The sequence below is a fragment of the Rhodopseudomonas palustris genome (assembly GCF_003031265.1).
GTDB classification, from domain to species: domain Bacteria; phylum Pseudomonadota; class Alphaproteobacteria; order Rhizobiales; family Xanthobacteraceae; genus Rhodopseudomonas; species Rhodopseudomonas palustris_H.
The window spans coordinates 3,144,398-3,167,022 of the sequence record NZ_CP019966.1 but is presented as its reverse complement, the minus strand read 5'-3'; the positions used below and the strand labels follow the sequence as shown (position 1 = coordinate 3,167,022).

The following is a 22,625-nucleotide window of genomic DNA, read 5'->3' as shown; positions in this document are numbered from 1 at the left end:
GTTGAAACGTTCGCGAGCGCGAAAAGTTCCACTCTGTTGCGAGATGCGCGACGTTGAGGCAATGTCAATCGACGGCGCCGCCGACTTCAAGCCGATCGCACACCTCTACAGGTCGCAGGTCTATCATCTCGGCGTGCCGCAGGAGATCCGGCCGCCACTGCTTGTGGACGACGCGGTGCGGCTGTAGCGGCCACGGCAGCGTCGTCAGTGATGCGGACGATGTTCGCCACCAGAGGGGCTTTGCGGCATTGGCCAGAGCGCAAAACCCGCGACGCGGTTGATGTCGGCGAGCCTGCGCTCGGAATCGCCGTGCAGTTCAAGTGACGCCAACAATTGCAGCAAGCGATGGTGCACGTCGCGTGCGAGGTCGGCCGGCAGAGGCGCTTCATCGAAGGCCTCGATGTAATCCTGCACCAGATGAGACAGCACACGGCACAGACCGCGTTGCGCCGGATGATCTTCGGCGAACTGCTCAAGCTTGTCTTGGAATGATTTGAAGGTGTGCAAGCCGTGGTGCTGATGCGCAGTCCACGAATACAAATCGTTCATGTCAGCCTCCTCGGATAACAGAAGAAGCTGCGATTAATTACCTGGTCTCGCGCCGTTCCGCAATCCCTCCAGCCGGAACGCCATGCACCGCGGGGCGCATGGCGTCTGCGCGTGCTCCGGCTAACCCCGTCCGCGATACGGCTGCACGCCCTGATCGGGCACCCAGACGTCCTTCGGCAGTTTGCCGGTCTGCCAGAACACGTCGATCGGGATGCCGCCGCGCGGGTACCAATAGCCGCCGATGCGCAGCCATTTCGGTTTGATCTCGGTTGCGATCCGTTTGCCGATCGCCACGGTGCAGTCTTCGTGGAAGGCGCCGTGGTTGCGGAAGGAAGCGAAGTACAGCTTCAGCGATTTCGACTCGAGGAGCCACGGCCCCGGAACGTAATCGATCACCAGATGCGCGAAATCCGGCTGGCCGGTCACCGGGCACAGCGAGGTGAATTCCGGCGCGGTGAAGCGCGCCAGGAAGTTGGTGTCCTTCTGCGGGTTCGGCACCCGGTCGAGCTTGGCGGCTTCCGGCCGGTCCGGCCATTCGACGGCCTGGCCGAGCTGCAGGGATGGGGAGGCGGCGGATTTGCGAGGTGTTTTCGACATGGCTTGAACTTGTGGTCTCCGTTACCGCCGTCCTAGAGCATTTTCCGGGGCAGGGGAATCCGTTGCAAAACCGGTGCGTTCGCCGTTGGTCGGGCCCCATGGGGCGGGCGAGCGGCCTTTTCGTGCCCGGAGCCATGCTGTAGAAGCGGCGCAACTCCATTCCCTCCATCCGATCAAGAGGCATTCATGACCGCCATCGTCGACATCATCGGCCGCGAAATTCTCGACAGCCGCGGCAATCCGACCGTCGAAGTCGACGTGGTGCTCGAGGACGGCTCGGTCGGCCGCGCCGCCGTTCCGTCGGGAGCCTCCACCGGCGCCCATGAGGCGGTCGAGCTGCGCGACGGCGACAAGGCCCGCTATCTCGGCAAGGGCGTGCAGAAGGCGGTCGAGGCGGTCAACGGCGAGCTGTTCGACGCGCTCGGCGGCATGGATGCCGAACAGCAGGTGCAGCTTGATCAGACCATGATCGAGCTCGACGGCACCCCGAACAAGGGCCGGATCGGCGCCAATGCCATCCTCGGCGTGTCGCTGGCCGCGGCGAAAGCGGCGGCGGCGTCTTACGACATGCCGCTGTATCGCTATGTCGGCGGCACCTCTGCCCGCACCCTGCCGGTGCCGATGATGAACATCGTCAACGGCGGCGTGCACGCCGACAACCCGATCGACTTCCAGGAATTCATGATCATGCCGGTCGGCGCGCCGACCTTTGCCGACGCGCTGCGCTGCGGCTCGGAGATCTTCCATACCCTCAAGGGTGAATTGAAGAAGGCCGGCCACAACACCAATGTCGGCGATGAAGGCGGCTTTGCGCCGAACCTGCCGTCGGCCGATGCGGCGCTCGACTTCGTCATGGCCGCGATCGGCAAGGCCGGCTACAAGGCCGGTGACGACGTGATGCTGGCGCTGGACTGCGCCGCCACCGAGTTCTTCAAGGACGGTTCCTACGTCTATGGCGGCGAGAACAAGACCCGCTCTCGCTCGGAGCAGGCCAAGTACCTCGCCGATCTGGTCGCACGCTATCCGATCGTGTCGATCGAAGACGGCATGAGCGAAGACGACATGGACGGCTGGAAGGAACTGACCGATCTGATCGGCGGCAAGTGCCAGCTCGTCGGCGACGATCTGTTCGTTACCAACGTCACCCGGCTCGCGGACGGCATCAAAAACGGCCGCGCCAACTCGATCCTGATCAAGGTCAACCAGATCGGCACGCTGACCGAGACGCTGGCCGCCGTCGAGATGGCGCACAAGGCCGGCTACACCGCGGTGATGTCGCATCGCTCGGGCGAGACCGAGGACTCCACCATCGCCGATCTCGCGGTCGCCACCAATTGCGGGCAGATCAAGACCGGCTCGCTGGCGCGCGCCGACCGCACCTCGAAGTACAACCAGCTGCTGCGCATCGAGCAGGAGCTCGGCTCCAGCGCGCACTACGCCGGCAAGGCGGCGCTGAAGGCGTTCCGCTGAACTAGAACCGCGTCATTGCGAGCGAAGCGAAGCAATCCAGAGGCTGGATGTCGGAACTGGATTGCTTCGTCGCTTCGCTTCTCGCAATGACGGATAGGTTATCAGCGCGGCCTTGAACCCTGCGCGCGGCTGCCCCAAGGTGCGGCCGCGCTGACAACAAGCAGGGAGACGACGCGTGAGTGAGACCACCGGACTGCAACTGCGCTCGCTGATCAAGGCGAGCGGTGACCTCGAAGTTTCGCTGCTGCCGGTGAGCATTCCCGAGCCCGGCCCCGACGAGGTCGTGGTCCGGGTCGAAGCCACCCCGATCAATCCCTCCGATCTCGGCCTGCTGTTCGGCGCCGCCGACATGTCGACCGCGAAAGCGTCCGGCACGGCGGACGCGCCGGTGATCACCGCCAAGGTGCCTGAAGCGGCCATGAAGGCAATGGCCGCGCGGCTCGACGAGTCGATGCCGGTGGGCAATGAGGGCGCCGGCACGGTGATCAAGGCCGGCCGTTCGGATGCAGCGCAGGCGCTGCTCGGCAAGACCGTGGCGATGATCGGCGGCGCGATGTACGCGCAGTATCGCCTGATCAAAGCTGCCGACTGCCTGAAGCTGACCGACGGCACCACCGCGGCCGAAGGCGCCTCGTGCTTCGTTAATCCGCTGACCGCGCTCGGCATGACCGAGACAATGAAGCGCGAAGGCCACAAGGCGTTGGTGCACACCGCCGCGGCGTCGAACCTCGGCCAGATGCTGAACCGGATCTGCCTGAAGGACGGCATCGATCTGGTCAACATCGTCCGCAGCGAGGCGCAGGCCAAGCTGCTCCGCGATATCGGCGCCAAGTACGTGGTCGACTCCACGGCGCCGACCTTCCTCGATGATCTCACAGACGCGCTGGTCAAGACCGGAGCCACCATCGCGTTCGACGCGATCGGCGGCGGCCGGCTTGCAGGCCAGATCCTGAGCTGCATGGAAGCCGCGATCGGCAAGACCGCAACTGGACCCTACAGCCGCTACGGCTCGAACGTGATGAAGCAGGTGTATATCTACGGCAGCCTCGATACCAAGCCGACCGAGATCGTCCGCAATTTCGGCTTCGCCTGGGCGGCCGGCGGCTGGCTGCTGTTCCCGTTCCTGCAGAAGATCGGTGCCGCCGATGCGGCCAAGCTCCGCGCCCGCGTCGCCGCCGAGCTCAAGACCACCTTCGCCAGCCACTACACCAAGATCGTGTCGCTGAAGGAAGCTCTGACCCTCGACGCCATCGCCGCCTATAACAAGCGCGCCACCGGCGAGAAGTACCTGATCGATCCGACCAAATAATCGCCGCGATCGCCTGCGAAACATGCTGGCTCTGGTTGAGAACAAGAGTTAGTCTCAATCAGAGCGGCAAGCAGGGAAAGCAGCATGGATCAGATGGCTGAGCAGCGTCCGTCGGAACTGGCGGAGGCGACCGCTGCGTTGATCAACCACATCGTCGGTGCGATCGAGGCGGCCGCTGTGGTGATGGAGCCGTTCTATCACCTCGAATTTGTCGGGATCTTTCCCGCGCTGGTGTACGCGGCGATGCTCCAGGCGCTGCCGCGCAACACCGACTACCGGCCGATGCACGGCCGCAGTAAAGGCAACGATCTCGCCGACGGTACGCATACCCGCGTGAAGATCGATTTGTTTCCCGAATACATCCGGCACTTGCCGCCGCAGCAGCGCTCGGTCTGGCGCATGGTCGGAGATGCGCTGTGTTCGGAGCCGGTGAAGAACGCATTCCGCCGCAAGCTGGCGCCGGCGCTGGAGAAGCGATTTGGCCCGGACGCGCAGGACGTCGGAATGTTTCCGATCCCGATCCTGACCCGCGATGTGCCCGGCTACAAGATTACGCCGCACACCGACACGCATTGGAAGGGCATCACCGTGCAGCTGTATCTGCCGCGGGACGAAGCCCACACCGACATCGGCACGATCTTCCATGACGTTTTGCCGGACGGGTCGATGCCGAAGGCGCGGCAAATGAAGTTCGCGCCGAATTCGGGCTATGCCTTCGCGGTCGACAAGCACAGTTGGCATTCGGCCGACACCGTGCCTGCGGGCGTGGAGACGCGGGACAGCATTCTGCTGACGTATTTCGTCGACCAGGGCGTTCTCAAGGTGCTGCGCAATCGCGGCAAGCGGCTCGGCAACTTCCTGCTCAACGAAATCCGCGCGCGGACGTGATACACTTCGTCATTGCGAGGCGGCGTAGCCGACGAAGCAATCCAGCGGGCAGTGCGCCGGATTCCTGGATTGCTTCGCTTCGCTCGCAATGACGCTGGATGAGCTCACCGCTCCGCGGTCGCCAGCTTGGCGCCGAGTGCGACGAAGGCGGCGGCGAAGCTGCGGCGGAGCCAGGTCATGACTTGCGGCCTGGTGATGACGTGGTCGCGCAGCCAGGCGGCGAACAGGCCGTAGATCACGAACACCACGAACGTCATCAGCATGAAGATGCCGCTGAGCTCGATCATTCGGCCGAGCGGATGGGCGTCATCGGCGGAGACGAACTGCGGCAGGAAGGCGAGAAAGAAGATCGACAGCTTCGGATTGAGGATGTTGATCAGCACGCCGGTCACCGTCATCTGCAGCGCCGATGGGGCGCCGACGTCGCTGTCGACGCTGAGCGGTCCGCGCTCGCCGAGCGTCTTCCACGCCATGTACAGCAGATAAGCGACGCCGAGATACTTGAAGAGCTGAAACGCCACCGCGCTCGTGTGGAGCAGGGCGGCGAGGCCGAGGATCGCGGCCGCCATGTGCGGCACGATGCCGATGGTCGAGCCGAATGCTGCGATGGCGCTCGCCCGCGGCCCGCGCGACAGCCCGGTGGCGACCGTGTAGAGCACGCCGGTTCCGGGCGAGGCGACCACGATCAGCGAGGTGATGAGAAATTCGGCGGTCACCATTGCACGCTCCGCTCCTGCCAGACACTTGCAATTTGCCTCGCACCCCTGAAACAGTGCGCGCCAACAGACATAACACGAAATCGGAGACCGCAATGGGTGGACCGCTCGCCGGCATCAAAGTGATCGAGATCGCGCAGGCGATCGCCGGGCCGATGGCCGGTATGATCCTCGGCGACATGGGCGCCGAAGTGATCAAGGTCGAGAAGCACGACGGCGGCGACGATGCCCGGCACTGGGGCCCGCCCTTCATCGACGGCGACTCTCTGCTGTTTCACACCTACAACCGCAACAAGCGCTCGGTGACTCTGGACATCAAGAACCCGGACGATGTCGCGCGGCTCAAACAGCTTGTCCAGGATGCGGACATCCTGATCCAGAACCTGCGCTCCGGCGTGGTCGCGTCGTGCGGCATCGGGCCGGACGTGATGTGCGCGGTCAATCCGCGGCTGATCTATTGCTCGGTCTGGGCGTTCGGCAAAGCCGGTCCGCTGAGCAAGGAGCCGGGCTTCGATCCGCTGCTGCAGGCCTATGGCGGGGTGATGTCGCTCACCGGCGGTCCTGAGCATCCGCCGACCTTCTGTGCGCCGCCGATCAACGATCGCGCCACTGCGCAGTGGTGCGTGATCGGCGCGCTGGCAGCACTTCAGCAGCGCCACGTCACCGGCAAAGGCTGCGTGATCGATACCTCGCTGTTCGACACCGCGGTCGGCTGGGTCGACATGTCGCTGAGCGGCTATTTGCTCGACGGCGAGCCGCCGGCTCGCCATGGCACCGCCAGCGGCACGCTGGCGCCGTATCAGGTGTTCGAGACCGCCGACCGTCCGATCGTGATCGCCGCCGGCAACGACCGGCTGTTCGCGCGCTGTGCCGCCGTGCTCGGCCATCCGGAATGGAGCGCCGACCAGCGCTTTGCGCGGGTGCGCGACCGGCAGGCGCATCGGCCCGTATTGATCCCGCTGATGCAGGAGGTGCTGAGAACCCGCGGTGCCGCCGATTGGCTCGCGGCCTTCAAGAGCGCGGGCGTGCCGGTCAGTCCGGTCAATGATATCCCCGAGCTCGCCGCCACCGAACAGCTCGCCGCGGCCGATCTGCTGCGCACGATGCCGGACACCGGCCTCAAGGTCGCCGGCCTGCCGATTCTGTTCGACGGCCAGCGGCCTGATCCCGAACTCGCCACGCCCAAGCTTGGCGCGCACAACCATGAGGTGCTGGGTAACCGCGCTGCGGCCGAATAGGGCGACGCGCGCACCAAGTTAGGTGAGGGGACCATCAAAACCGCGTCATCGCCACACGACTGTCGCATGTTGCGCTTTCTCCGTCATCGCGGCGGGCTAGGCTCGCCGCGACTGTTCGTGGCTTACGGAGGATTTTGAATGGCCCCACCATATCGCGTCGCCGCCGTCGTCGGCAGTTTGCGCAAGCAGGCGTATTCGCTGCGCACTGCGCAGGCCCTGAGCAAGCTCGCGCCGGACACGCTGAAGCTGGACATCGTTACGCTGCACGGCCTGTCGATGTACAATCAGGATCTCGAGACCGACGCGCCGCCCGCCGACTGGACCGCGTTCCGCGACAGCATCAAGGCCTCTGATGCGGTGCTGTTCGTGACGCCGGAATACAACCGCTCGATTCCGGGCGTGCTGAAGAACGCCATCGACGTGGGTTCGCGTCCGTACGGCAAGAGCTGCTTCGACAAGAAGCCGGCGGGTGTGCTGTCGAATTCGCCCGGCGCGATCGGCGGCTTCGGCGCCAACCACCATTTGCGGCAGTGCCTGGTGTTTCTCAACATGCCGACGCTGCAGCAGCCGGAGGCCTATGTCGGCGGCATCGGCGATGCGTTCGGCGAGGACGGTGCACTGGTCAAGGACTCGCTCCGCGAGTTCCTGCAGAAGTACATCGACGCCTTCGCCGGCTTCGTCGCCCAGCAGTACAAATAGCGCCAGACACCTGTCCCGCCGGTTGTAAAGCTGGCGGGACAGTTGCGCGCGTTAGCCGTGCGTTAACCGCGCTGTCCCATGGTCCGGCCATGGTCACCCGCAGTCGCCTCAAATCGATCCTCGCCGGCATCGCGCTGTACGCGATCGCTGCGGCCGTGATCGGCTATTTCGGCGTCAATGCCTACACCGGCCGCTACGGCCTGACGGCGCAGCAGGAGCTCGACCAGGAAATCACCGCGCTCACCGCGGAACTGGTGCAACTGCGTCAGCAGCGCGCCGAGGCCGAGCAGCGAGTCTCGCTGCTGCGCTCCGACCGGATCGACCCTGATATGCTCGACGAGCGCGTGCGCTATCAGCTCGACTTCGCCAATCCGGCGGACTTGGTGCGGATGCTGCCCGAGCGCTGAGTGCGCAAATTCCAAAAATCTGGACGAACGATTTCGAAAGTTTCGCGTCGCTGCACTGCGGCATATTGATTTGCGCGCAGCGACATAGCGATCCTTTCAAGCCGCTATAAGTTACGATAGAGAGGCTCATCTCATCTCTCATCGGAATCGCCATGGCCGCACCCAAGAAGAGCGCCGCGAAGGAAACAGCACAGGACAAGGCTGGAGGAGCGTCACCATCGAACGTGCCGCCTTTCACCAAGGAACAGGAGCTCGGCGCTTTTCGTGAAATGCTGCTGATCCGCCGCTTCGAAGAGAAGGCCGGTCAGCTCTACGGCATGGGTGCGATCGGCGGTTTCTGTCATCTCTACATCGGTCAGGAAGCCGTCGTCGTCGGCATGCAGATGGCGCTGCGCGAAGGTGATCAGGTGATCACCGGTTATCGCGATCACGGGCACATGCTCGCCTGCGGCATGGAAGCCAATGGCGTGATGGCCGAACTCACCGGACGCCGCGGCGGCTACTCCAAGGGCAAGGGTGGCTCGATGCACATGTTCAGCCGGGAGAAGAGTTTCTTCGGCGGACACGGCATCGTCGGCGCGCAAGTCTCGCTTGGCACCGGCATCGCCTTCGCCAACCGCTATCGCGGCGATGGCCGCGTCTGCCTCGCTTATTTTGGCGACGGCGCCGCCAATCAGGGCCAGGTGTACGAGAGCTTCAACATGGCGGAGCTGTGGAAGCTTCCCGTGGTGTACGTGATCGAGAACAACCGCTACGCGATGGGCACCTCGGTGACGCGCTCCTCGGCGCAGACCGATTTCTCCAAGCGCGGCGTGTCGTTCAACATTCCGGGCGAGCAGGTCGACGGCATGGACGTGCGTGCGGTCAAGGCCGCTGGCGACAAGGCGGTTGCACATTGCCGCGCCGGCAACGGCCCGTTCATCCTCGAGATGCAGACCTATCGCTATCGTGGTCACTCGATGTCGGACCCGGCGAAGTATCGGTCGCGCGAAGAAGTCGACAAGATCCGCAACGATCAGGATCCGATCGAACAGGTCCGCAAGCGTCTGCTCGCGCTCGACATGACCGAAGACGATCTGAAGGCGATCGATGCCGAGGTGCGCAAGGTCGTCAACGAGTCGGCGGACTTCGCCCAGCACGATCCCGAGCCCGATCCGTCCGAACTGTACACCGATGTGTATCGCTGATCCCCGCCTTGCCGTGTCGCGGCTGCTTCCCGCCTGACTGAATGACTGCGGAGCCCCAATGCCAATCCAAGTTCTGATGCCCGCGCTGTCGCCGACCATGGAGAAGGGCAACCTGTCGAAATGGCTCAAGAAGGAAGGCGACAAAGTCAAAAGCGGTGACGTCATCGCCGAGATCGAGACCGATAAGGCGACGATGGAAGTCGAAGCCGCCGACGAAGGCACGCTCGGCAAGATCCTGATCCCGGAAGGTACCAACGACGTCGCGGTGAACACGCCGATCGCCACCATTCTCGGCGACGGCGAAAGCGCAACCGATGCCGACAAGGCGTCGGACCCGGCCGCGCAGAATAAGGCCTCGCAATCGGCCCCACCGGCGGCGGAGCCCGAAGCCGCACAGGCCAAGTCCGCAGCGGCGCCGGCGCAACACGCGCCAGAAGCACCGACGGTGTCGGCGGCTGCCGATCCGGATATTCCGGCCGGCACCGAGATGGTGACTGTGACGATCCGCGAAGCGCTGCGCGATGCGATGGCGGAGGAAATGCGCCGCGATCCCGACGTGTTCGTCATGGGCGAAGAGGTCGCCGAGTATCAGGGCGCCTACAAGGTCACGCAGGGACTGCTGCAGGAATTCGGCGACCGCCGCGTGATCGACACCCCGATTACCGAGCACGGCTTCGCCGGCGTCGGCGTCGGTGCCGGCTTTGCCGGGCTGAAGCCGATCGTCGAGTTCATGACCTTCAACTTCGCCATGCAGGCGATCGATCAGATCATCAACTCGGCGGCGAAGACGCTGTATATGTCGGGCGGTCAGCTCGGCTGTTCGATCGTGTTCCGCGGCCCGAACGGCGCCGCCTCGCGCGTCGCCGCGCAGCACAGCCAGGACTACTCGGCCTGGTACGCGCAGATCCCCGGCCTCAAGGTGGTGGCGCCGTATTCGGCCGCCGACGCCAAGGGGCTGCTCAAGGCGGCGATCCGCGATCCCAACCCGGTGATCTTCCTCGAGCACGAGATGCTGTACGGCCAGCACGGCGAAGTGCCGAAGCTCGACGACTACGTGATCCCGATCGGCAAGGCGCGCATCGTCCGCGAGGGCAAGGATGTCACGCTGATCTCGTGGTCGCACGGCATGACCTACACGCTGAAGGCCGTCGACGAACTGGCGAAGGACGGGATCTCGGCCGAGGTGATCGACCTGCGCACGCTGCGTCCACTCGACACCGAAACGATCATCGCCTCGGTGAAGAAGACCGGTCGCGCCGTGACGGTCGAAGAGGGCTGGCAGCAGAACGGCGTCGGCGCCGAACTCTCCGCCCGGATCATGGAGCACGCGTTCGATTACTTGGACGCGCCGGTGACGCGCGTATCCGGCAAGGACGTGCCGATGCCGTATGCCGCCAATCTCGAAAAGCTGGCACTGCCCAGCGTCGCCGAGGTGGTCGAGGCCGCCAAAGCCGTCTGCTATCGGTGAGCCTATGACCGGACCCAAGCAACAGCCGCTGCCGCCCGACGTCGCAAACCGCGAAGACGCGATCGAGGTGCTACGCGCCTTCGTGCTCGACGGCGGTCTGTCGATCGCCTTCATGCGCGCGTTCGAAGATCCGGAGATGTGGGGGCTGCTGCTGGTCGACATCGCCCGCCACGCCGCGCGCGCCTATGCGCGCGAGAGCGAATACACCGAGGACGAGGCGCTGGAGCGCATCGTCGAGATGTTCGAGGCCGAGCTGTCGCGCCCGACGGACACCGGCGCCACCACCGAACGGCCGCAGTAAGGTTCTGTCCTCATGCCGATCAACATTCTGATGCCCGCGCTGTCGCCGACCATGGAGAAGGGCAACCTTGCGAAGTGGCTGAAGAAGGAGGGCGACAAGGTCAAAAGCGGCGATGTCATCGCCGAGATCGAGACCGACAAGGCGACGATGGAAGTCGAGGCCGCCGACGAAGGCACGCTGGCCAAGATCATCGTGCCCGAAGGCACCCAGGACGTTCCGGTCAACGACGTGATCGCGGTGCTGGCCGCGGACGGCGAGGACGTGAAAGCGGCTGGGGCAGGAGCCGGCAAGGCCGAGGCGCCGAAGCCAACAGCATCATCCTTCGAGACGCCCGCTGCGCGGGCTCCTCAGGATGAGGGCAGTGCGGGCGGCAAGACAGAGACTCCGACAAAGCCGACAACAAACCCAGCTCCTCGCCCTGAGGAGGGCGCGCCAGCGCCGGTCTCGAAGGGCGAAGCCACGCATAACGGCGCCCGCGTGTTCGCCTCGCCGTTGGCGCGGCGGCTGGCGAAGGATGCCGGCATCGACATCGCCCGCGTCACCGGCACCGGCCCGCACGGCCGCGTCATCGCCCGCGACGTCGAGCAGGCCAAGAGCGGCGGCGGCCTGAAGGCGCCGGCAGCAGCCCCAGCGGCCGGTCCGGCGATCGCGCCGGCGATGTCCGATCAGCAGATCCGCGCGCTGTATCCGGAAGGCTCCTACGAAGTCGTGCCGCACGACGGCATGCGCCGGACCATTGCGCAAAGGTTGACGCAGTCGACCCAGACCATTCCGCATTTCTATCTGACGATCGACTGCAACCTCGATCGGCTGCTCGCCGCGCGCGAGGACATCAACGCCGCCGCGCCGAAGGACAAGGACGGCAAGCCGGCCTACAAGCTGTCGGTCAACGACTTCATCATCAAGGCGATGGCGATCGCCTTGCAGCGCGTCCCCGACGCCAACGTGTCGTGGACCGAAGGCGGGATGCTGAAGCACAAGCATTCCGATATCGGCGTGGCGGTGGCGATGCCGGGCGGGCTGATCACCCCGATCATCCGCACTGCCGAAACTCAGTCGCTGTCGTCGATCTCGGCGCAGATGAAGGACTTTGCCGCGCGCGCCCGCGCCCGCAAGCTGAAGCCCGAAGAGTATCAGGGCGGCACCACCGCGGTGTCCAATCTCGGCATGTTCGGCATCAAGGACTTCACCGCGGTGATCAACCCCCCGCACGCCACCATCCTGGCCGTCGGCACCGGCGAGCAGCGCCCGATCGTCCGGGACGGCAAGATCGAGATCGCCACCATGATGAGCGTGACGCTGTCTTGCGATCACCGTGCCGTCGACGGCGCGCTCGGCGCCGCACTGATCGGCGCCTTCAAGACGCTGATCGAAAATCCCGTGATGATGATGGTGTGAACGTCTTCCCCTCTCTCCTTGTGGGAGAGGGTGCCACCTGTGGCCGGGTGAAGGGAAGAAGAGCGAGTAGTTATGTCCGACACCTCCTTCGACGTCATCATCATCGGCTCCGGACCCGGCGGCTATGTCGCGGCGATCCGGGCGGCGCAGCTCGGGTTCAAGACCGCGATCGTCGAGAAGTCGTACCTCGGCGGCATCTGCCTGAACTGGGGCTGCATCCCGACCAAGGCGCTGCTGCGCTCGGCGGAGATCTATCACTACATGCAGCACGCCAAGGATTACGGGCTGTCGGCGGACAACATCTCGTTCGATCCGAAGGCGATCGTGCAGCGCTCGCGCGGGGTGTCGAAGCGGCTGAACGACGGCGTCGGCTTCCTGATGAAGAAGAACAAGATCTCAATCATCTGGGGCCAGGCGACCATCGACGCGCCGGGCAAGCTCACGGTCGCTGCCTCTAAGACCGAGGCGCCGAAGGGTGCGCTGCCGCCGGGCAGCTATCAGGCCAAGCACATCATCGTCGCCACCGGGGCGCGGCCGCGGGTGTTGCCGGGGCTCGAGCCGGACAAGAAGCTGGTCTGGACCTATTTCGAGGCGATGGTGCCGGAAGTGATGCCGAAGTCGCTGCTGGTGGTCGGCTCAGGGGCGATCGGCATCGAGTTCGCCTCGTTCTTCCACACCATGGGTGCCAAGGTCACCGTGGTCGAGGTGCTGCCGCAGATCCTCCCGGTCGAGGACGCCGAGATCGCCGCGCTGGCCCGCAAGCGGTTTGAGAAGCAGGGCATCAAGATCCTGACCGGCGCCAAGGTCACCAAGCTCGACAAGAAGGCAGATAGCGTCGTTGCCACCATCGATCCCGGCAACGGCAAGCCGGAGACTGCCGAATTCGACCGTGTGATCTCGGCGGTCGGCGTGGTCGGCAATGTCGAGAATCTCGGCCTCGACAAGCTCGGGGTGAAGCTCGATCGCGGCACCATCGTCACCGACGGGCTCGGCAAAACCAATGTCCCCGGCATCTATGCGATCGGCGACGTCGCTGGGCCTCCGATGCTGGCGCACAAGGCTGAGCATGAGGGGGTGATCTGTGTCGAGGCCATCAAGGGCCTGCATCCGCATCCGCTCGACAAGAGCCTGATCCCGGGCTGCACCTACTGCCAGCCTCAAATCGCCTCCGTGGGCCTCACAGAGGCCAAGGCGAAGGAGCAGGGCCGGGAGATCCGGGTCGGCCGTTTCCCGTTCACCGCCAACGGCAAGGCGATTGCTCTCGGCGAGGACCAGGGCCTGGTCAAGGTGATCTTCGACAAGAGGACTGGGCAGCTCTTGGGCGCGCATATGATCGGCGCCGAAGTCACCGAGCTGATCCAGGGCTACGTGGTGGCGATGAACCTCGAAACCACCGAGGAAGAGCTGATGCACACCGTCTTCCCGCATCCGACGCTGTCGGAAATGATGAAGGAAGCCGTGCTCGACGCCTACGGCAAAGTGCTCAACGCCTGACCCCAACGGCTACTAAGTGCACCTGAAAAGGGTGTCCGCCAGGACACTCTTGTTGCTATGCCGCAACAGTTCCGCATCATTTAACCGTCTTTGACGGTCGCTCTTGCACACGCCGCTTTTTGGCCACACCGGTCAATGAGATCATCAGACCTAAGCCGAGCGCAGGTCGATGGTCTTACCGGGAGGGTCCGGAAGCCCGATAGCGAGGCGGCCGGAAAGACGAGTTCGCGAATGTTCGCCACGACGCCGATGAGGTCGATGCCGACGAGCCACCAGGTCACTGGCGGCGCCGCGAACCTGTCGGGAGCGGTTAGTGCGGGCTTGCTCGGCCTCGGCTCCCAAATTCACGTCTTCAAAAAGTCACTGTCTGCCGCGGATTTGCAGCGGCTCGGCCGTCATCTCGCCAAACAGCAGGGCGATGGTGAGGTTGCCCAGCTCCCGGCGACGATCTTGCGCAATCATGGCCACATAAGGTGCGATCACCTGACCGTCGAACAGCCGACGGCCGGTCGCGGCCGTGACAGAAATTTGACCGCCGCAGCGTTGGCAACCGACCCGTCCGAAACGGGTGTTGCCGCGACAGAGGAGAGGGCGGGAGCGTGTTGGATGGAAAGCCGGCGGGTCGTTGCGACCACACCGGGGGTGACCCGCGAGATGTGCGATGCGGAATTTTAAGCGTAGCGTTTTTGCCGCGTTGCTGATCGGCGCAGGAGCGAGCGCCGTCCCGGCGGCTGCGTTCGAAGGCACCCCGGTTCGTCCGGAGGACACCGCGATCCCGGTCGCCACCAGCCAGCCGGCCACCGCGCCGGCGCTGAAGAAGGCGCTTCCGGCGGCGCCCTCGACCACTTCGCTCACCGCCTTGCAGTATGCCGCCGAAGGCGGTCACCCGATCGCCCAGTGGCGGCTCGGGAAGATGTATGCCGACGGCAACGGCGTCGACCAGGACGACCTGCGCGCGTTCGACTATTTCAGCAAGATCGCCAACGCCCACGCCGAGGACAGTCCGTCGGCGCCGCAGGCCGCGATCGTCGCCAACGCCTTTGTGGCGCTCGGCCGCTACTATCTCGACGGCATCCCGAATTCGAAGGTCAAGCGCGATCCGGAGCGGGCGCGCGAGATGTTCTCCTACGCCGCCTCGTATTTCGGCAATGCCGACGCGCAGTACGATCTGGCCCGGCTGTACATCGACGGCGTCGGGGTGCCGCGCGACTTCCGCTATGGCGCGCGCTGGCTCGGCCTCGCCGCCCAGAAGGGCCAGCATCAGGCCCAGGCCATGCTCGGCCAGCTGCTGTTCAACGGCGAGAAGCTGCCCCGCCAGGCCGCCCGCGGCCTGATGTGGCTAACCCTGGCCCGCGATGCCGCGACGCCGGAAGAGGCCTGGATCAAGGACAGCTACAACAAGGCCTTCTCCAAGGCGTCCGACGACGACCGGGTGATGGCGCTGCAGATGCTCGAGCACTGGGTCCAGGGCCGCCGGGACTGATTGATCCCGCCACGTTCGCTTTCCCCAGAGGTGGCGAACGACGCGAGCCGTCGAAGGTGACGGTGAGCGCAGGGCCTTTGGTCATCCTTCGTGGCCGCCGCTGCGCGGCTCTCCTCCGACTGCCAATGAGATTGCGCGTACGTCGCTACGCTGCTTCGAGGTCGAGATCCGCCCAGACCGGGACGTGGTCCGAGGGCTTTTCCCAATTGCGCACATAACTGTCGATGCCGACGTGGCGCAGCCGGTCGGCGGCCTGCGGCGACAGCAGCAGGTGGTCGATCCGCAGCCCCCAGTTCTTCTGCCAGGCGCCGGCCTGGTAGTCCCAGAAGGTGTACTGGCCGGGCGCATCGGTGGTGGCACGCAGGGCGTCGGTGAGGCCGAGGCCGAGTAGGGTCTGGAAGCTCTCCCGGGTCTCCGGGCGGAATAGTGCGTCCTCGGTCCAGGCGGCCGGATTGTGGACGTCCTCCGGCTGCGGGATGACGTTGAAATCGCCGGCCAGGATCAGCGGCTCCTCGGTCTTCAGCCGCTGCTGGGCGTAGTCGCGCAGCCGTGCCATCCAGCTCAGCTTGTAGGGATACTTCTCGGTGCCGACCGGGTTGCCGTTCGGCAGATACAGGCAGGCGACACGGACGACGCCGCGCTTCAAAGACACCACGCCCTCGAGAAACCGGGCATGGACGTCGGCATCGTCACCGGCGAGGCCCGGATTGGCTTCTTCCAGCGGATATTTCGACAGCAGTGCCACGCCGTTGAAGGTCTTCTGGCCGTGGGTGACGACGTTGTAGCCGAGCGCCTCGATCGGCTCGCGCGGAAACGCCTCGTCGACGCATTTGATTTCCTGCAGGCAGACCACATCGGGCTGGCAGTCCTGCAGCCAGCTGACCAGATGGTCCAGCCGCTGCCGGACCGAGTTGACGTTCCAAGTCGCAATCCGCATCGCGCCGTCCGTTGCCCGGGATGATTTGCGCCGCGGCAGATCGTGCCGTGCAGCGCTGTGATAGAGCAATCCACGTCGGACGCAAATCGGCGCGGCGATCGCTGTGAGCCGCTGCGCGATCGTCCACGGCAGCGCGAACAGCCGAGAGCGGAGCGCCGGGCATGTCGAGTCGCGGAGCACGGATGGTCGAAGCCATGCAGCTCAGGGGCATGACCAAGCAACATGCCTTGGCCTTCGCCATGGGCGTCAACGAAAGCACCGTGACCCGCTGGAAGAACAACGGCCCGATCTCGGTCGATCACGCCGTGCTGCTGTGCGGCGTTCTCGACATCTCGCTGGACTGGTTCCTGACCGGCCGCGGCCGGATCGACGGCCACGCCCTCCCGCCACGTGCCGAGCCAGCTGATTCGAGACTCGTCAGCTGCGTCCGGCGAGCCGAGATGCGGATGTCGGAGCGCTCCAAGACGCTCCTGATCGCTTTCATCGCCTCGTTATTCCCCGAGGTCTCGGACCTCTGAGCGACGGAAGTTGCCGCCCGCGCAAGTTGAGCGGCTGTAGTTTGCACGCAATGCAATCATAAGTTGCATTTTGCGATGGGTGCCTGCGTTACGGTGATGCAACTCTCGGTTGTATAAAGTCCGAGGGTTCAACCCCACCCCGTAGCCCGCCAGGAGACCACCATGGCCACCAAAATCACCATCAACGTCACCAACAACAGCCCTAACTCTCAGAATTTCTTCTTCTTTCAGCAGCCGGCCGTCTATTCCGGCGGCCCCAAGGTCTACACCAACAGCCTCTACAGTCGGGAGGTGCTGCCGTATTCGACTTCGGGGTCGGTGCTGAGCTTCACCATGATCCTGCAGTACTATGCTGGTGTGCAGCAGCAGGTGGAGCCGCCGCAGATCGGACAGCCGTCCGGGCAGCTCGGTGCGATTCAGGCGATCGACCTGACCCCGGCGTCCGGCGGGACGCCCACGAAGAATACGACCAACATGACGGTTGATCCGTCGCTGGGTCTGTCACCGGCGTTCACGACGCAGGACCCGCAGTCCGGCTCGTTCCGGATCAACACCCCGGTGTATGATCCTGCGCTGATGAACTACAGCGCCGGATCGGCGGTGCAATCGCTGACCGGCGCGATCACGCTGTCGAACTTCGTCACCGCTCAGCCGAACACGCATCTCGACTGCCAACCGATCATCAAGTTCTACGTGCAGACCGGCGACTACACTGCCGGAACGGTGATGAATTTCACCTCGTCGTCGGCGACGGCGGCGCTTTGCGACGCGACCCCCGGCTTCACCACGTTCAACGTCAGCTACAACTCCAACGGCACCTGGACGGTGAAAAATATGGCGGTGTCTCAGCTCGCCAACGGCAGCCGCGGTCTGATCGAGAAATCATCCTTCACGACCGAACTGAGCGCGGCGGCCCTGATTGCCGAGGTTCTCAACGAGGCAGGTACGGGACTGGTTTCATCGGGCTTGGCGGCGAATTTCCTGCGCCCGATCACCGTGACCAACCTCACGGCGCCGGGCGCGATCATTCGGAACCGCGACTACCAGGTCGGCCCGGCCGGTGGCCGGTATCAGGGGGTGACATGCACGGATATCACCGGAAATACCGCGGTGTTCGACTAAGAGCGAGCTAAGCTCTTGGTCGGTTAGAGCCTGAACCGGCGGTACTGCTTAGTCACGGCCGGAGGCGATGGCGCCTCCGGCCATTCGCGTTGACGAAGACGACGGAAGCGACGCGACAGTCATGGCGACGACGATCACCATCAATCTCAAGAATAACAGCAATGCTTCGCTGGATTTCTGCTTCTTCCAGCAGCCCGCGCAGTATTCGACCGGCGCTCAGGTCTATGTCAGCAGCCTGTGCGGTCAGCCTTTGCTGCCTTACACCACGTCCGGCGCTGTGCTCAGTTTCATGTTCACGCCGAAATCCTACGCCGGCGTTCAGCAGCAGATTGCCCCGCCAACGCCGGGCCAACCGGTCGGGCAGGCGGGCGCTCTTCGCGCGATCGAGCTGACGCCGGCGCAAGGGACGCCGATCAACAACACCACGACAATGTCGGTGTCGCCGTCGCTCGGCCTGTCGATGCCGACGTCAACCGACGACGTGCCGGTCGGCGCGTTCCGGATCGTCACCGCGGTGTTCGACCCGACGCTGACCAACTACAACGCCGGCGTGGCCATGCAGTCGCTCGCCGGTGGGATCCTGCTGTCCAATTTCGTGACGGCGTCGCCGAACGCGCGGCTGGACTGTACCCCGTCGCTGAAGTTCTATGTCCAGACCGGCAAGTACGTCGCCGGCACGGTGTTGAGCTTTGCGTCCCTGTCGCCGACCGCGGCGCTGTGCGATGCCGCGGCGGGCTACACGGCGTTCGATGTCAGCTACAACACCGATGGCACCTGGACGGTCAAGAACATGGTGGCTGGACGACTGAAGGACGGCAAGCTCGGTCTGATCGTGAAGTCCGAATTTACAACGTCCTGACGCGCGCGCCGCGCCAAAACGCTCTGCTATCCCGGCAGTCCCCGCAACACCAGCGCGAGGCAGACGATCACCATGATCGACGGTAGCGCCCAGCGGCAGTGTGAACGCAGTCCCATGGCGAGGACGTGATAGCGCGAGGCCGGATCACTGCGCGGCTTCCACAGCAGCGCGTCGATCAGCACCACCACCACGAGATAGAAATAGCCGAGCGAGATGATCTTCGCGATCGGCGTGTTCAGCGAGATCGAGCCTGGAAAGCTCGCCTCGTAGGTGAAGCTGATCGCCGCCAGCGCCAGCAGGGCGGAGAACACCAGGCTGCCGTGATCCTTGGGCGCGGTACCGGGGATCCACAGCACGAACAGCGACACCGCCAAGGTCGAGACGATCGGGATGAACAGCCGCAGCAGATAGCGCTCCGACAGCCGCTCGATTCCGACGGTCGCGTTCAGCCGAGAATACGCCCGCGCGTTCCAGCCGGCGGCTTCGTCGTAGAAGAACGTCAGGTCGAGCGGGCGCCAATCGATCACCGATAGTTTCGGTTCGATCCGCGAGAACAGCCGGTCGGTCTCGGTGGTCACCAGCATCGCGTCCTGCTTGGCGTAGCGCGGCAGCGAGAACGACAGCGACAGCCGCTGGCGGTCGAATGGAAACGCCGCCATGTCGACGCCGACCCGGAAATCTGCCTCGTAGCGTTCGACCAGCACCACGCTGCCGTCCGAATAGACCGAGACGGCATCGGCCTTGGCGCGCGGCTCGCCGAGCTGATTGTCGATCGCCAGACCCGGCGTCCAGATCCCGGCGATATACTGCCGAGCTTCGGCGCCGACACGGTCGATCCGCGAGGTGCCGGCGTCGAGCGGATCGAACCGCCGGCGCGGATCGGTCCAGCGCTGGGTGACTTCGATGTACAACCGCGCGCGGCCGATCACCTCGCGGATTTCGGTGATGTCGAGTACGCGCAGGCCGATGCGGACCTTGACCGGCAGCTCGACGCCTTCGGGCAGCCCTTCGGGCGGCGAGCTCGCCGCGGATGCGGGCGCGCCGCACAGCGCGAATAAAACGATCAGCAGAGCCGCCAGCAGTGACTTCATGCCTGGGCCTCGTCGCGCGGCCTCAGCATCCGGGCCAACAGCGAGAAGGCGACAAAGGCGAGCACGGTGCCGATCAGCGCCGCCGCGATCAGTTCGATCCGGGTCCGCTGCAACGCGGCGCCGTGCGACGGGAAGCTCTTCACCGCGGCGATGTTGCCGATCATCCGGCCGGAGAAGTCGATCAACGGTTGCACCAGGATCGCGCCGGTCTCGCCACCGATCCGATACGGGCTGATCTCGCGGGTGCGGGCGAGGCGGATCGCGCCGTCGCGCAACAGGCCGGTGAACAGCGGTGTATCGGTCGAAGCGAGCGCGATCAGGTCGCCGAATTGTTCTCCCTTGTCGCCGGGCCCACGCGGTGGCAGCTCGGCCAGTGATTGGCTGAGCACCACCGCGATATCGGCATTGGTCAGCGTCTTCACCTGTTCGAGGATCGGCTCGAGATTTAGGCCGGCCTCGACGGTGCCGACGAAGCGGTCGCCGTCGTTGATCACCGCGATGCCGCGCACGAAGGTGCCGGCGACGCCAATCTCCAGGCCGACCTGCGAGCGCCGCGTCTTGTTGGCGGCGAGCACCATCTGCCGAAACTTCGTCAGGTCGTCGCCGAACTTATCCGGCAGATGCAGCCGCAACAGATAAGTCATGTCGGCGGCGTGAAAGCCGAACACCGGCACGCCCTGGCTTTTCAGATACGCATAAGGGGCGGCCGTGAGCTCCGTCAGCGCGGCGCGGTCGCCGGCGGCAAGCGCACGCGCGACGGCGCGCTGCCGTGCCGTGGTCTCCGCCTGGGTCAGCGCGAACCGTCCGGCTTCGTCGAGCGCGGCGGTGATCGCCTGGCTGACCGCCGCCATCTGGTGATCGCGGTCCCGCGCGATCACGTCGTTTTGCATCGAGAAGGTGAGGGCGAGCATGGCGCCGAAGCTCAGCGCCAGCACCAGCGCTGTGATCATGCCGGCTTGGACGCTGGAGACGCGCAGAGGCACACGGGGAACGCTGGGAGGCGACGACATCGAGGTTTCCGGGGGCTGTTGACCCATCCTCGACATGGCGCGCAGCGCGCGGGGCATCGCGCGCTGCCAAAAGGTCGTTCGGAGGGTTCTTTGGCCGCGCCTTAGCGGAATTGGGAACCGGAACCAAGAGCAGAAGGTACGGCAGGGGACGTTTGTCTTGACCGAGCGTCTCAAAGCCAACGGCTGCGGGTGCTACCCAGCCGCCGCAACCGTCCTGTCGGCGAGGTCGTCAGATCGAGAAGCTGGTGCCGCAGCCGCAGGAGGCGGTGGCGTTCGGGTTGTTGACCCGGAACGAGGCGCCGATCAGGTCGTCGACGAAGTCGACTTCCGAGCCGGCCAGGAAGGGAACCGAGGCGGAATCGACCAGCACCACCGCGCCATCCCTGGCGATCACCAGATCGTCGTCGGTCTTGGTGCGGTCGACGTCGAATTTGTACTGGAAGCCAGAGCAGCCGCCGCCTTCGACGCTGATCCGCAGCATCGCGCCCTGGCCTTCGCCCTTGAGGATTTCGCCGATCCGGCGCGCCGCGCGTTCGCTGATGGTGACGCTTGATTCCGTCATCTCGCCGCTCCGTGTCGTCGGGCAGGGCCCGTCATTGGATTTCTTTGCCAACAATAGTTAAGTGCGCCGCACCGCAGAATCAAACGTTGAAGGACGAGTCGCGCGCGTGTCGGTCGGTATGGCAGCTCCCCGTGCAGCCTTTGGCTGCGATCCGGACCACAGCCGCGGCCGGCAATTCCATGAGCCGCCGAGCCGGATCCGCAGCGCGTTTCGCCGCGATTGCGACCGCGTCATCCATTCCAACGCGTTTCGCCGGCTGAAGCACAAGACCCAAGTCTTCGTTTTTCACGAAGGCGATCACTACCGAACCCGGCTGACCCACAGCCTCGAAGTGGCGCAGATCGCCCGCGCGCTGGCCCGCCAGCTCGGGCTCGACGAAGACCTCACCGAAACGCTGGCGCTGGCCCACGACCTCGGCCATCCGCCGTTCGGCCACGCCGGCGAGCGCGCGCTCGACGCTTGCCTGAAGGATGCCGGCGGCTTCGACCATAATGCGCAGACGCTGCGGGTGCTGACGGCACTCGAACACCGCTATCCCGAGTTCGACGGGCTCAACCTGACCTGGGAGACGCTGGAAGGCGTGGTCAAGCACAATGGCCCGCTCACCGACCGCGCCGGCGCGCCGCTGCCGCGTTATGCCGAGCATGGCGTGCCGCGCGGCATCACCGAGTTCAACCAGCGCTTCGATCTGCAGCTGTGGAGCTTCGCCTCGCTCGAGGCCCAGGTGGCGGCGATCGCCGACGACATCGCCTACGACGCCCACGACATCGACGACGGCCTGCGCGCCGGCCTGTTCGGCATCGACGATCTGGTGGAGGTGCCGCTGGCGGCGCGGATTATCGCCGCGATCGATAAGCGCTATCCGGGGCTCGACGACGGCCGGCGCGGCGCCGAGCTGGTGCGCGAGCTGATCTCGCACTTCATCGGCACGGTCGCGGCCGAGGCGGAGCGTCGGATCAGCGAGGCGGGGCCGGGCTCGGCGGATGACGTTCGCCGTGCGGAGCGGGCGCTGGTGGCGTTTCCGGCCGAGACAGCCAAAGCCGAGGCCGAGATCAAGGCGTTCCTATGGACCCGGATGTACCGCGCCGAGCGGGTGATGAAGGTGATGCGTGACGCCGAGGCGATCGTCGCCGACCTGTTTCAGCGCTATTGCGACCATCCGTCGGACCTGCCGCCGGACTGGCTGCCGGCCAACGGCCCGGTGGCCGAGTGCGAAGCCGACCGGCTGCTGCGGATTCGCAATTTCATCGCCGGGATGACTGACCGCTACGCGCTCGCCGAGCATCAGCGGCTTTTTGACTCGACCCCGGATTTGCGTTAGG

The 22,625-nt window shown here is 65.0% G+C and carries 25 protein-coding genes; 18 read left to right on the top strand and 7 right to left on the bottom strand.

Translation table 11 applies throughout. The features are described 5' to 3' along the window. The first annotated feature begins 61 nt into the window (after positions 1-61). A complete protein-coding gene (locus RPPS3_RS24820) occupies positions 62-187 on the top strand; it encodes a hypothetical protein (protein ID WP_283812323.1) in 126 nt (41 codons plus the stop codon). A gap of 17 nt (positions 188-204) precedes the next feature. On the opposite strand, the gene RPPS3_RS14800 is transcribed toward RPPS3_RS24820, so the two are convergent. Both RPPS3_RS14800 and queF read right to left on the bottom strand, forming a co-directional pair. Then, positions 205-549: a hypothetical protein gene (locus tag RPPS3_RS14800; RefSeq protein WP_107344778.1), complete on the bottom strand. Its 345-nt coding sequence runs from the start codon at positions 547-549 to the stop codon at positions 205-207. A gap of 120 nt (positions 550-669) precedes the next feature. Next, positions 670-1,146, bottom strand: coding sequence for a preQ(1) synthase (gene queF / locus RPPS3_RS14795; RefSeq protein ID WP_107344777.1), 477 nt, complete (start codon positions 1,144-1,146; stop codon positions 670-672). Between the two features lie 186 nt (positions 1,147-1,332). Between queF and eno the strand changes: the two genes are divergently transcribed. The 3 genes from eno (at position 1,333) to RPPS3_RS14775 (ending at position 4,813) form a co-directional block, all read left to right on the top strand. Then, entirely contained in the window at positions 1,333-2,616 is a 1,284-nt protein-coding gene (gene eno, locus RPPS3_RS14790; RefSeq protein ID WP_107344776.1) for a phosphopyruvate hydratase, read from the top strand. Positions 2,617-2,791: 175 nt separating this feature from the next. Continuing rightward, positions 2,792-3,925: a zinc-binding dehydrogenase gene (locus RPPS3_RS14780; RefSeq protein WP_107344774.1), complete on the top strand. Its 1,134-nt coding sequence runs from the start codon at positions 2,792-2,794 to the stop codon at positions 3,923-3,925. An 84-nt stretch (positions 3,926-4,009) separates the two neighbouring features. Continuing rightward, on the top strand, positions 4,010-4,813 hold the full coding sequence (locus tag RPPS3_RS14775; protein ID WP_107344773.1) for a hypothetical protein: 804 nt from the start codon (positions 4,010-4,012) through the stop codon (positions 4,811-4,813). A gap of 104 nt (positions 4,814-4,917) precedes the next feature. Here RPPS3_RS14775 and RPPS3_RS14770 read toward each other — a convergent pair whose 3' ends face one another. Next, positions 4,918-5,532, bottom strand: a complete 615-nt coding sequence (locus tag RPPS3_RS14770) for a LysE family translocator (protein ID WP_011158420.1) — start codon at positions 5,530-5,532, stop codon at positions 4,918-4,920. Positions 5,533-5,624: 92 nt separating this feature from the next. Between RPPS3_RS14770 and RPPS3_RS14765 the strand changes: the two genes are divergently transcribed. The 10 genes from RPPS3_RS14765 (at position 5,625) to RPPS3_RS14720 (ending at position 15,204) form a co-directional block, all read left to right on the top strand. Then, on the top strand, positions 5,625-6,767 hold the full coding sequence (locus RPPS3_RS14765) for a CaiB/BaiF CoA transferase family protein (protein WP_107344772.1): 1,143 nt from the start codon (positions 5,625-5,627) through the stop codon (positions 6,765-6,767). Positions 6,768-6,905: 138 nt separating this feature from the next. Continuing rightward, on the top strand, positions 6,906-7,466 hold the full coding sequence (locus RPPS3_RS14760; protein WP_107344771.1) for an NADPH-dependent FMN reductase: 561 nt from the start codon (positions 6,906-6,908) through the stop codon (positions 7,464-7,466). Positions 7,467-7,555: 89 nt separating this feature from the next. Beyond that, a complete protein-coding gene (locus RPPS3_RS14755; RefSeq protein WP_107344770.1) occupies positions 7,556-7,873 on the top strand; it encodes an FtsB family cell division protein in 318 nt (105 codons plus the stop codon). A 152-nt stretch (positions 7,874-8,025) separates the two neighbouring features. Beyond that, entirely contained in the window at positions 8,026-9,060 is a 1,035-nt protein-coding gene (gene pdhA, locus RPPS3_RS14750; protein ID WP_107344769.1) for a pyruvate dehydrogenase (acetyl-transferring) E1 component subunit alpha, read from the top strand. Positions 9,061-9,118: 58 nt separating this feature from the next. Next, positions 9,119-10,528, top strand: coding sequence for a pyruvate dehydrogenase complex E1 component subunit beta (locus RPPS3_RS14745; protein WP_107344768.1), 1,410 nt, complete (start codon positions 9,119-9,121; stop codon positions 10,526-10,528). Between the two features lie 4 nt (positions 10,529-10,532). Continuing rightward, entirely contained in the window at positions 10,533-10,829 is a 297-nt protein-coding gene (locus RPPS3_RS14740; RefSeq protein WP_107344767.1) for a DUF5076 domain-containing protein, read from the top strand. Between the two features lie 12 nt (positions 10,830-10,841). Further along, positions 10,842-12,227, top strand: a complete 1,386-nt coding sequence (locus RPPS3_RS14735; protein ID WP_107344766.1) for a pyruvate dehydrogenase complex dihydrolipoamide acetyltransferase — start codon at positions 10,842-10,844, stop codon at positions 12,225-12,227. A gap of 72 nt (positions 12,228-12,299) precedes the next feature. Continuing rightward, positions 12,300-13,721, top strand: a complete 1,422-nt coding sequence (gene lpdA / locus RPPS3_RS14730; RefSeq protein WP_107344765.1) for a dihydrolipoyl dehydrogenase — start codon at positions 12,300-12,302, stop codon at positions 13,719-13,721. A gap of 231 nt (positions 13,722-13,952) precedes the next feature. Further along, positions 13,953-14,396 (top strand): hypothetical protein, encoded by a 444-nt coding sequence (locus tag RPPS3_RS14725; RefSeq protein ID WP_107344764.1) that lies wholly within the window; start codon positions 13,953-13,955, stop codon positions 14,394-14,396. Next, positions 14,383-15,204, top strand: a complete 822-nt coding sequence (locus RPPS3_RS14720) for a tetratricopeptide repeat protein (protein WP_011158411.1) — start codon at positions 14,383-14,385, stop codon at positions 15,202-15,204. Before RPPS3_RS14725 ends, RPPS3_RS14720 begins: the two co-directional genes overlap by 14 nt. A 145-nt stretch (positions 15,205-15,349) precedes the next feature. Here the strand turns inward: RPPS3_RS14720 and xth are convergent, their stop codons facing one another. After that, positions 15,350-16,141 carry an exodeoxyribonuclease III gene (gene xth, locus RPPS3_RS14715; protein ID WP_107346614.1) on the bottom strand — a complete coding sequence of 264 codons (792 nt, stop codon included), beginning with the start codon at positions 16,139-16,141 and terminating at the stop codon, positions 15,350-15,352. 182 nt (positions 16,142-16,323) lie between these two features. Between xth and RPPS3_RS14710 the strand changes: the two genes are divergently transcribed. The 3 genes from RPPS3_RS14710 (at position 16,324) to RPPS3_RS14700 (ending at position 18,640) form a co-directional block, all read left to right on the top strand. Then, positions 16,324-16,659: a helix-turn-helix domain-containing protein gene (locus tag RPPS3_RS14710; RefSeq protein WP_107344763.1), complete on the top strand. Its 336-nt coding sequence runs from the start codon at positions 16,324-16,326 to the stop codon at positions 16,657-16,659. Between the two features lie 162 nt (positions 16,660-16,821). Further along, entirely contained in the window at positions 16,822-17,781 is a 960-nt protein-coding gene (locus RPPS3_RS14705; RefSeq protein WP_107344762.1) for a hypothetical protein, read from the top strand. Between the two features lie 121 nt (positions 17,782-17,902). Then, complete coding sequence (locus RPPS3_RS14700) at positions 17,903-18,640, top strand: hypothetical protein (protein ID WP_107344761.1); 738 nt, start codon at positions 17,903-17,905, stop codon at positions 18,638-18,640. 26 nt (positions 18,641-18,666) lie between these two features. On the opposite strand, the gene RPPS3_RS14695 is transcribed toward RPPS3_RS14700, so the two are convergent. The 3 genes from RPPS3_RS14695 to erpA all read right to left on the bottom strand — a co-directional run bounded on the left by RPPS3_RS14695 (position 18,667) and on the right by erpA (position 21,303). After that, positions 18,667-19,731, bottom strand: a complete 1,065-nt coding sequence (locus RPPS3_RS14695) for a neurotransmitter-gated ion-channel ligand-binding protein (RefSeq protein ID WP_107344760.1) — start codon at positions 19,729-19,731, stop codon at positions 18,667-18,669. Next, the gene (locus RPPS3_RS14690; RefSeq protein WP_107344759.1) at positions 19,728-20,741 is read right to left on the bottom strand and encodes a cache domain-containing protein; all 1,014 of its coding nucleotides are present in this window, start codon (positions 20,739-20,741) and stop codon (positions 19,728-19,730) included. Before RPPS3_RS14690 ends, RPPS3_RS14695 begins: the two co-directional genes overlap by 4 nt. A gap of 229 nt (positions 20,742-20,970) precedes the next feature. Continuing rightward, a complete protein-coding gene (gene erpA / locus RPPS3_RS14685; RefSeq protein WP_107344758.1) occupies positions 20,971-21,303 on the bottom strand; it encodes an iron-sulfur cluster insertion protein ErpA in 333 nt (110 codons plus the stop codon). Between the two features lie 106 nt (positions 21,304-21,409). Between erpA and RPPS3_RS14680 the strand changes: the two genes are divergently transcribed. Beyond that, positions 21,410-22,624 (top strand): deoxyguanosinetriphosphate triphosphohydrolase, encoded by a 1,215-nt coding sequence (locus RPPS3_RS14680; RefSeq protein ID WP_107344757.1) that lies wholly within the window; start codon positions 21,410-21,412, stop codon positions 22,622-22,624. Position 22,625 lies beyond the last annotated feature (1 nt).

Coding starts and splice junctions, on each gene's coding strand:
- RPPS3_RS24820 (WP_283812323.1), top strand. CDS start 62: ATGTCAATCGACGGCGCCGCCGACTTCAAGCCGATCGCACACCTCTAC.
- RPPS3_RS14800 (WP_107344778.1), bottom strand. CDS start 549: ATGAACGATTTGTATTCGTGGACTGCGCATCAGCACCACGGCTTGCAC.
- queF (WP_107344777.1), bottom strand. CDS start 1,146: ATGTCGAAAACACCTCGCAAATCCGCCGCCTCCCCATCCCTGCAGCTC.
- eno (WP_107344776.1), top strand. CDS start 1,333: ATGACCGCCATCGTCGACATCATCGGCCGCGAAATTCTCGACAGCCGC.
- RPPS3_RS14775 (WP_107344773.1), top strand. CDS start 4,010: ATGGATCAGATGGCTGAGCAGCGTCCGTCGGAACTGGCGGAGGCGACC.
- RPPS3_RS14770 (WP_011158420.1), bottom strand. CDS start 5,532: ATGGTGACCGCCGAATTTCTCATCACCTCGCTGATCGTGGTCGCCTCG.
- RPPS3_RS14765 (WP_107344772.1), top strand. CDS start 5,625: ATGGGTGGACCGCTCGCCGGCATCAAAGTGATCGAGATCGCGCAGGCG.
- RPPS3_RS14760 (WP_107344771.1), top strand. CDS start 6,906: ATGGCCCCACCATATCGCGTCGCCGCCGTCGTCGGCAGTTTGCGCAAG.
- RPPS3_RS14755 (WP_107344770.1), top strand. CDS start 7,556: ATGGTCACCCGCAGTCGCCTCAAATCGATCCTCGCCGGCATCGCGCTG.
- pdhA (WP_107344769.1), top strand. CDS start 8,026: ATGGCCGCACCCAAGAAGAGCGCCGCGAAGGAAACAGCACAGGACAAG.
- RPPS3_RS14745 (WP_107344768.1), top strand. CDS start 9,119: ATGCCAATCCAAGTTCTGATGCCCGCGCTGTCGCCGACCATGGAGAAG.
- RPPS3_RS14740 (WP_107344767.1), top strand. CDS start 10,533: ATGACCGGACCCAAGCAACAGCCGCTGCCGCCCGACGTCGCAAACCGC.
- RPPS3_RS14735 (WP_107344766.1), top strand. CDS start 10,842: ATGCCGATCAACATTCTGATGCCCGCGCTGTCGCCGACCATGGAGAAG.
- lpdA (WP_107344765.1), top strand. CDS start 12,300: ATGTCCGACACCTCCTTCGACGTCATCATCATCGGCTCCGGACCCGGC.
- RPPS3_RS14725 (WP_107344764.1), top strand. CDS start 13,953: ATGTTCGCCACGACGCCGATGAGGTCGATGCCGACGAGCCACCAGGTC.
- RPPS3_RS14720 (WP_011158411.1), top strand. CDS start 14,383: ATGCGGAATTTTAAGCGTAGCGTTTTTGCCGCGTTGCTGATCGGCGCA.
- xth (WP_107346614.1), bottom strand. CDS start 16,141: ATGCGGATTGCGACTTGGAACGTCAACTCGGTCCGGCAGCGGCTGGAC.
- RPPS3_RS14710 (WP_107344763.1), top strand. CDS start 16,324: ATGGTCGAAGCCATGCAGCTCAGGGGCATGACCAAGCAACATGCCTTG.
- RPPS3_RS14705 (WP_107344762.1), top strand. CDS start 16,822: ATGGCCACCAAAATCACCATCAACGTCACCAACAACAGCCCTAACTCT.
- RPPS3_RS14700 (WP_107344761.1), top strand. CDS start 17,903: ATGGCGACGACGATCACCATCAATCTCAAGAATAACAGCAATGCTTCG.
- RPPS3_RS14695 (WP_107344760.1), bottom strand. CDS start 19,731: ATGAAGTCACTGCTGGCGGCTCTGCTGATCGTTTTATTCGCGCTGTGC.
- RPPS3_RS14690 (WP_107344759.1), bottom strand. CDS start 20,741: ATGTCGTCGCCTCCCAGCGTTCCCCGTGTGCCTCTGCGCGTCTCCAGC.
- erpA (WP_107344758.1), bottom strand. CDS start 21,303: ATGACGGAATCAAGCGTCACCATCAGCGAACGCGCGGCGCGCCGGATC.